9 protein-coding genes are annotated in these 7,908 nt (G+C 58.6%); 7 read left to right on the top strand and 2 right to left on the bottom strand.

Annotated features, from left to right (window positions below):
- Window positions 1-527: 527 nt before the first annotated feature.
- Genes EXR36_14820 through EXR36_14810 form a run of 3 tightly spaced genes read left to right on the top strand, consistent with a single transcriptional unit; the run spans window position 528 to window position 2,329 of the window.
- On the top strand, window positions 528-1,505 hold the full coding sequence (locus EXR36_14820) for an NAD(P)H-quinone oxidoreductase (GenBank protein MSQ60868.1): 978 nt from the start codon (window positions 528-530) through the stop codon (window positions 1,503-1,505).
- Window positions 1,506-1,507: 2 nt separating this feature from the next.
- Complete coding sequence (locus EXR36_14815) at window positions 1,508-1,864, top strand: ribonuclease (protein MSQ60867.1); 357 nt, start codon at window positions 1,508-1,510, stop codon at window positions 1,862-1,864.
- A 9-nt stretch (window positions 1,865-1,873) separates the two neighbouring features.
- The gene (locus EXR36_14810) at window positions 1,874-2,329 is read left to right on the top strand and encodes a hypothetical protein (GenBank protein ID MSQ60866.1); all 456 of its coding nucleotides are present in this window, start codon (window positions 1,874-1,876) and stop codon (window positions 2,327-2,329) included.
- 31 nt (window positions 2,330-2,360) lie between these two features.
- Here EXR36_14810 and EXR36_14805 read toward each other — a convergent pair whose 3' ends face one another.
- Complete coding sequence (locus tag EXR36_14805; GenBank protein MSQ60865.1) at window positions 2,361-2,867, bottom strand: RNA pyrophosphohydrolase; 507 nt, start codon at window positions 2,865-2,867, stop codon at window positions 2,361-2,363.
- Between the two features lie 650 nt (window positions 2,868-3,517).
- Here EXR36_14805 and EXR36_14800 point away from each other — a divergent pair.
- From EXR36_14800 to EXR36_14785, 4 genes are all read left to right on the top strand, one after another.
- On the top strand, window positions 3,518-4,057 hold the full coding sequence (locus EXR36_14800) for a TRAP transporter small permease subunit (GenBank protein ID MSQ60864.1): 540 nt from the start codon (window positions 3,518-3,520) through the stop codon (window positions 4,055-4,057).
- Complete coding sequence (locus EXR36_14795; GenBank protein MSQ60863.1) at window positions 4,054-5,565, top strand: TRAP transporter large permease subunit; 1,512 nt, start codon at window positions 4,054-4,056, stop codon at window positions 5,563-5,565. Before EXR36_14800 ends, EXR36_14795 begins: the two co-directional genes overlap by 4 nt.
- A 74-nt stretch (window positions 5,566-5,639) precedes the next feature.
- Window positions 5,640-7,319 (top strand): L-lactate permease, encoded by a 1,680-nt coding sequence (locus EXR36_14790; protein ID MSQ60862.1) that lies wholly within the window; start codon window positions 5,640-5,642, stop codon window positions 7,317-7,319.
- 98 nt (window positions 7,320-7,417) lie between these two features.
- A complete protein-coding gene (locus EXR36_14785) occupies window positions 7,418-7,639 on the top strand; it encodes a hypothetical protein (GenBank protein ID MSQ60861.1) in 222 nt (73 codons plus the stop codon).
- Here the strand turns inward: EXR36_14785 and EXR36_14780 are convergent, their stop codons facing one another.
- Window positions 7,640-7,837: a hypothetical protein gene (locus EXR36_14780; protein ID MSQ60860.1), complete on the bottom strand. Its 198-nt coding sequence runs from the start codon at window positions 7,835-7,837 to the stop codon at window positions 7,640-7,642.
- Window positions 7,838-7,908 lie beyond the last annotated feature (71 nt).

The raw sequence follows: 7,908 nt of genomic DNA, 5'->3' as shown, positions 1-7,908 counted from the left end.
ATCTCCCATCCGAGTGAGTTGCTCGGCGCGCTCTTGTACATCGAAGAATCCAGGCTGCTTGGGTTTGGGTTGCTTCCTGCGTTTGTCTTTCTTCATCGGCCTCGGGATCACTTTGCGCTTCGAGGCTTTTTATCACATCGATTCCATACACACTACTCTACAATGCTGAATTATTAGAGGTGCCCTCAATACGATCAACGCAAGGGGAAGAATGGCAAGCCCGGCCGCCAGTGCGATGTAGCACCCGCGCAAACGCATGGCAAATCTTCCGCTGGGGTTCTGAGTAGTCGTCTCCATGGGGGATACGTGACGCAGCCAAGCCGCGCAAAGGTGAATGGAAAGTGGGTGGAAGCAAACCCATCTACCGCTTTTGTGGGGCGCTTGCCTAGGTCACCGAATTAACGGCGGTAGCCCTAAGATCTGAATAGACGGACGCGGCTGGTGCCCGGGCTTGTGTCATCCTGTAAGCGGGTGCTATAACCCCCCGCTTTCCTCACCCAGGTGGTCCCATGCCGCTCCCCAATTCGATGCACGTCGTGGAAATTTCCCAACCCGGCGGCCCGGAGGTTCTGCGCCCAGCGCAACGCCCGCTTCCCGTGCTCAAGGCCGGAGAGGTCATGATTCAGGTGGCCGCCGCGGGCGTGAACCGCCCCGATTGCTTTCAGCGCGCGGGGCTCTACCCGCCTCCGCCTGGCGCCTCCGATCTGCCTGGATTGGAAGTGGCGGGCACCATCGTGCAGGTGGGCCCCGGTGTGAGCCAATGGAAGACTGGCGACCAAGTGTGTGCCCTCACGCCTGGCGGGGGCTATGCGCAATATTGCGCCACACCCGCCGGTCATTGCCTGCCCATTCCCAAGGGGCTCACGCTCACGGAAGCAGCCACCTTGCCGGAAACTGTCTTCACCGTTTGGATCAACGTGTTCGAGCGCGCACGGCTCGCCGCCGGAGAATGCTTGCTCGTGCAAGGCGGCTCCAGCGGGATAGGCGTCACCGCCATTCAAATCGCCCGTGCCATGGGGCACCGCGTGTTCGCCACGGCGGGATCGGCGGAAAAATGCGCGGCCTGCGAATCCTTGGGAGCGGAACGCGCCATCAACTACAAAACGGAGGACTTCGCCGAAGTCGTCAAATCCATCACCCAGGGCCGCGGCGTGGACGTGATCTTGGATATGGTGGCTGGCACCTATATTCAGCGCCAGCTAAGCTGCTTGGCGGACGATGGACGGATGTCCATCATCGCCTTCCTGGGCGGGAGCAAGGCCGAGGTGGATTTCAACGATGTACTGCGCCGGCGCCTCACCATCACGGGATCCACCTTGCGTCCGCGCTCGGCGGAATTCAAGACGGCAATCGCGGCAACGCTATTGCAGCGCGTATGGCCGCTCATCGAGCAAGGCAAGGTGAAACCCCAAATTTACCGCCGCTTCGCGCTGGATCGCGCTTGTGACGCGCACACCATGATGGAGTCCAGCTCCCACATCGGGAAGATCGTGCTTGAACTCTAGGGATGTTGTTTCGCGCCTTCGTTCTAATCTGCGCGGCCCTGGCTGCGCTCTCCAGCCCCGACGCTTGGGAAGGGGCGGATGGGTTCGGTGTCATTCGCGTGGCGGAGCTGCCGCGCGAAGCCCAGGCAACCCTGCGTTTGATCGAGGCAGGAGGCCCCTTCCCGTATGCTCGCGACGGCGTGTTATTTCAAAACCGGGAGCGCCTATTGCCGCCCAAACCGCGCAACTACTACCGGGAATACACCGTACCCACGCCGGGCGTTGCGCACCGGGGCGCCCGGCGTATCGTGGCCGGCCAGCGCACGGAGTACTACTACACGCAGGATCACTACCGAAGTTTCAGGCGAATCATCCAATGAAATACGCCTATGAAATCTAGCCTGGGTACGCTCCTCGACTCCGGAGAGTCGGGCCTTTTCCTCCTCGAAGGCGCCAGCGATACGGATACGGATATGGTGGCATTGCAGGCGCACGCCCGTGGTTACCAATTCCTGAACCTGGATTGCCGCGAGATTGGAGGCAAGGCCGCCCTGATGCAAGCGGCCAAGCAAGTTTTTCAGTTGCCGGCCTATTTCGGCGAGAACTGGGATGCGCTTACCGACTGCCTGATGGATCTATCGTGGCTTCCTGGGCTACGCTGGGTGCTCCTCGTGGAAGGCCTGCAACGCCTGTGGACGGAGGATTCCGAAAGCTACCGGATGACCCTGGAAATATTGCGCGACGCCAGCGCCTTCTGGGAGGAGCAGGAGCGCCCCTTCATCGTGCTACTTAGGGAAGACTGCGGGCCGGAAGCGGCAAGCTCGCCTCCGGTCGCATTCGCTTGAGAGATTTCAGGAACTGTCCCGAAACCCTGTATTAACTGCCGGCGGCCGCGGCCGGTTTCCCGCGCACGCCTGGAAGATGATGGGAAAGTTCCATCAGCGCCCTCTGGTACACGTCGCGCTTGAACTCGATCACGCTTTCCAGCGCAACCCAGTACTCGCTCCAGCGCCACGCATCGAATTCAGGCTTTGGGCTGCGGCGCAAACACACGTCGCTATCGTGACCCACCAGCCTCAACAGATACCAGATTTGCTTCTGCCCCCGGTAGTTGCCCCGCCAGTCGCGCTTCACCCAATGGGACGGCACGTCGTAACGCAGCCATCCCCGAGTCCGCGCCAAAATCTGAACATGGTGCGGGCTAAGACCTACCTCTTCCATAAGCTCCCGGTACATCGCTTGCTCGGGAGCCTCGCCTGCCTTGATACCTCCTTGCGGAAATTGCCACGCGTGCTCGTTAACCCTTTTGCCCCAAAACACCTCGTTCCTGGCATTCGCCAAGACGATGCCGACATTTGGGCGATAGCCATCTCGGTCAATCATTTAATCACCCAAGGCCGTAATTTGCCGAGGCCATTGTTCCATAAAACCGCTCGTGGGTGAAGGCGATGGACGCAATCACCGCAACTTACAATGCAGACCCGAGTTTGCGTGACACTGCCCGATTCAGAAATTTTCAAGGAAAATCGATGACCCAAGCACTTCGAAAACTGTTTCATGTAGCGCTCGTATTCGGAGAATGGGACTGGCAAGAGTGATCCATGAAGAGGTCCTGTTATTGAAATAATAAGTGGGGGTATCGTGCTTAGCACCGCGGCCGTTTCGCAAAAACAGGGCCACGCGGGAATCCGGGGCGATTGCGTGCTAACTCAGCGGGTTGGAATACTCGCACTGCCAGCCAATGAAAATACCATGCACCAGCGATGCTCGCTCGCTGGCCGGCACCAATAAAGGAGCGCCCGTCTTGGCGGCGGCACACGTGCGTCCGCATCGGCGCACCGGGAATTTTCGGATACTATCGCCCGCCTTCATAGGCTGCTTGCGGCGGTGCCCTGGTTGGAACGTGCGGCAAGGTTGGCGTTACCCAGTATCGATGTTCACCATGGAAAAAACCGCGCTGCGCCTTGTATCACGTAACGGGGGCCGTTTTTAATGTTCGGCCCCCGGCCCCTCTGCGCGGAGAAGTCCGCGCGATGAAAGCTCTCCTCTCCTTCGCACGCATGGTTGACTGGATCACCGACAAGTTCGCCGTCGCGGCGAAGTGGGCGGTGTTTCTAGCGTGCTTCATCAGCGCGGCCAACGCCATCGTGCGCTACACCTTCAACTACAGCTCGAATGCGTGGCTCGAAATCCAGTGGTACATGTTCGCTGCCTGCGTGATGCTGGGAGCGGCGCAGGTACTCCGGGTGAACGAACACGTGCGCGTGGATGTGATCTACGCGCGCTTTTCGAGCCGGCGCCGGGTGTACATCGACTTGTTCGGCCTGTCGTGCTTCTTGCTGCCGGTCATGGCCTTGATGTTCTACTTTTCCTGGCCGCTCTTCGTGGGAATGTTCGTGAATAACGAAGGCTCGGCCAATGCCGGAGGATTGCAACGCTGGCCGGCCATGCTCATGCTCCCTCTCGGGTTCATGCTGATGATGCTGCAAGGCGTCGCGGAGATCGTCAAGCGCATCGGCTGGCTGGCACATGCACACGAGATGGATCTGCAATACACACGGCCGCTGCAATGAAGATTGAGCATTTTCCGCCGCTGATGTTCGCGGGGTTGATTCTGATCATGCTCATTGGATTTCCGGTGGCCTTCTCGTTGTCGGCGCTGGGTCTGCTGTGCGGTTTCATCGCCGTGCAGATGGGTTGGTTTCCCGCCGCCTTCATGGGCAACTTGCCTTTCAACGTGTTCGGCATCCTGTCCAACGACTTGCTGCTGGCCATCCCTTTCTTCACGCTGATGGGCGCCATCCTGGAGAAGTGCGGATTGGCGGAGGACATGCTGGACTCCATGGGCCAGTTGTTCGGATCGGTGCGCGGCGGCTTGGGTTACTCGGTTATTTTCATCGGCTTCATCTTGGGCGCGATCACCGGCACTGTCGCCGGACAAGTGATCGCCATGACCATGATCTCGCTGCCGGTGATGGTGCGTTACGGCTACAAGATGCGCTATGCCACGGGCGTGCTCGCGGCCTCGGGGACCATCACCCAACTGGTGCCGCCGTCACTGGTGCTGATCGTTCTGGCCGACCAACTGGGCAAGCCCGTGGGCGAGATGTACCAAGGCGCCTGGGGCCCCGCGATTCTGCAAGTATTGCTGTTCGCGCTTTATACCTTCGTGCTCAGCCGGCTGCGTCCCCATGATTTACCGGGCCTGCCGCCCGAGGCGCGCACGCTCCTGGGCTGGGCCCTCTGGCGCAAATGCCTGCGCGGCATCATCCCATCGGCCATCCTCATTTTCGCCGTTCTGGGCAGCATGGGCGGATTACCTGGGATGAACACCGCCATCGCCACCCCCACCGAGGCCGGCGCCATGGGCGCGGTAGGTGCGTTCATTCTGGCTGCGGTGCACGGGCGGCTGGCCTGGCCGCTGGTCAAGGAGGGCATCACCGGTACCATGCGCATCACCGCCATGGTGGTGTTCATCCTGATCGGCTCGCGCGTGTTCTCCCTCGTATTCCAAGGCGTGGACGGCGGATTATGGGTGGAACACTTGTTCAGCGGCTTGCCTGGGGGCCAGATTGGCTTCCTCATCGTCGTCAACATCCTCATTTTCTTTCTGGCCTTCTTCCTCGATTTCTTCGAGATCGCGTTCATCATCTTGCCGATGCTCGCTCCCGTCGCAGCCAAGATGGGGATCGACTTGATCTGGTTCGGCGTGATGCTCTGCGTCAACATGCAGACAAGTTTCATGCACCCGCCCTTCGGTTTCGCGCTGTTTTACCTGCGCGGCATTTCCGACACGCTATTCGCCAGCGGCACCTTGAAGGAGAAAGTGAAGTCCAGCGACATTTATATGGGTGCCATCCCCTTCGTGGTGCTGCAACTTGTCCTAGTGGGCGTCGTGATCTTTTTCCCTCAGACGGTGATGGTGTTTCTCGACAAGAAAGAAATCTTCGATGCGGACAAGATCCAGATCGATGTTCCCGCACAGGAGGAATCCGACCCGGCAAGCAACCAGATGCAGATTCAAGAGCTGTTCGGGGGAGGGTCTCAGCCAGAATCCGATCGAGGTCAACCAGGCAGATAAAGAACGCGTTAGCGTTGGTTGCCCATCGCTTCGCGATGGCCTTTAAATATAACTAAATGACAGGGGGAGAGACCATGCATTGGTCACAGCAATACAATCCAACCGGTAGTGTTGTACTGTCCACGTTTCTCGCCGCCGTTCCCGTCATACTGCTGCTGGGCGGCCTAGGGTTTTTCCATATCCGGGCGCACATCGCCGCCATTGTGGGAATGATCGCCGCGCTGCTGATCGCCATCCTGGTATTCGGAATGCCGGTCGAGATGGCCGGCAAGGCCGCCCTGTTTGGAGGAGCATGGGCACTCACGGTGCCGTGCTGGATCATCTTGAACACGATGTTTTTGTACAAGCTCACCGTCAAGGCTGGCTTGTTCCAAGTGTTACAGGATTCCATCGGCGGCATCACCAGCGATAGGCGCTTGCAACTGATCTTGATCGCCTTTTGTTTTGGCGCTTTCTTCGAAGGTGCGGCAGGTGGCGGCACACCAGTGGCGGTAACGGGTGCGATGCTTATTGGATTGGGTTTCAACCCCCTGGCAGCATCGGGACTGGCACTCATCGCCAACACCGCGCCGGTCGCCTACGGCGGATCCGGCACTCCCATTCTGGTCCTAAACAGCGTCACGCAAAATACCGACAGCTACTTACTGGTGCTCTCGGCCATGGTTGGACGGCAACTCCCCTTCTTTTCCGTGATCGTACCCATCTGGCTAGTCGCGGCGTTCGCGGGATTTCGCGGCACACTACAAGTTCTACCCGCGGTGCTGGTCGCGGGATTTTCCTTCGCCATTCCGCAATTCATTATTTCGAACTACCACGGGCCTTGGGTGGTGGACATGGTTTCGGCCATGATCTCCATGGTCAGCGTGGCGGTGTTCTTGAAGTACTGGCAACCCAAGCAGGTATGGTTAAGTGCGCAACCCGGCTCGGCCACCGTGCCATGGGCAGAAGCCCAGAAACAGCGCAACGCCCATGGACACTCGCGGGACAAAGTCATCGCCGCGTGGGCACCGTGGGTCATCGTCTCGGTGGTCTTGATGTTTTGGGCCTGGAAAGCATGGAAAGGCGTCATCGACATCAAGGGCGTGACCTTCATCGAGTACGCTATTCCCGGTCTGCACCAGATCGTCGAGCGAGTCGCCCCGGTGGTTGCCACGCCGCATCCTGAAGCAGCGGTGTTCAAATTCGGGCTCCTATCTTCCATCGGAACCGGCATCCTGATCGCGGGAATTGTCTCGGGCCTGATCATGAAAATTTCGCCGCGAGAAATTCTGAAAAGCTATGCGGAGACCTTCTCTTCCCTGAAGTTCTCTTTCATCACCATCTTCTGCATGCTGGCGTTGAGCTACACGACGCGCTACTCCGGCATGGATGCGACCATGGGCCTGGCCATGGCCAACACCGGTTGGTGGTACCCCTTCTTCGGCACTTTGATCGGTTGGCTTGGAGTTGCCCTCACTGGAACCGATGCAGGATCGAACGCACTCTTCGGCAGCCAGCAACAAATCACCGCGAACCAGCTAGGCTTGTCGCCCGAACTCATGGCCGCGGCCAACAGCTCGGGGGGCGTGATGGGTAAGATGATCGATGCGCAAAGTATCGTGGTGGCGTCGGTGGCAACCAACTACATCGGCAAGGAAGGCGTGATTCTGCGTTACGTATTCTGGCACTCCATTGCCTTGGCGAGTTTGGTGGGTGTGCTAGTGATGTTGCAGGCCTATGTTCCGCCGTTCACGAAGATGGTGGTGGTGCCGTAAAGCTTGCTGGCCTGGGCTAAGGGGACCGGTACGTAATTTCCGCGGACCGGTCGCCGGCTCCACTCACGTGTTCAGTCACTAAGGACTCGGGAGAAGCGATGAGAGCAGAGGATCGTGTCGCGGTGATTTCGGTTCATGGGATCGCCGATCAGGAACCTGGCCAGACGGTACGCGAACTCGCGCGGCTGCTCTGTCATGGGGCAAGCGGTACGCCGCGCTTCGTTCAAGGCGAGGTGCAACGGGCGCTGGTGCCGGTAAGAAAACTCGAGCCGGGTGGCGAACCGGATTGGGCACTAAGGCATCGCGCACAAATAACGTGATTAAGTTTTCTTTCGCGCCGGCAGAACCGTGTAGTTCCAGTCACCGTGAAAGTTTTCCGGCTTGAGATTGAGCGAAGCCAATTGAGCGTCGGTGATTTTGATGCCGATGGGGTACTTTTTGAGATCGAGTTCGGCCCGGATCTTCAGGCCCGCACGTGTTGTTGTATTGGCGATGAGATTAACGAATAGTACGTAGATACTTTCTACCTTTGTTTTCTATATTTTCAACTAGCCTATGTCTAATTCATATTTTCAAGACGATTCACGTG

This window comes from Betaproteobacteria bacterium, assembly GCA_009693245.1.
In the GTDB taxonomy this organism is placed as follows: domain Bacteria; phylum Pseudomonadota; class Gammaproteobacteria; order Burkholderiales; family SHXO01; genus SHXO01.
Note: the sequence above shows the minus strand (reverse complement) of the source record. Positions and strands in the feature narration are given on the sequence as shown.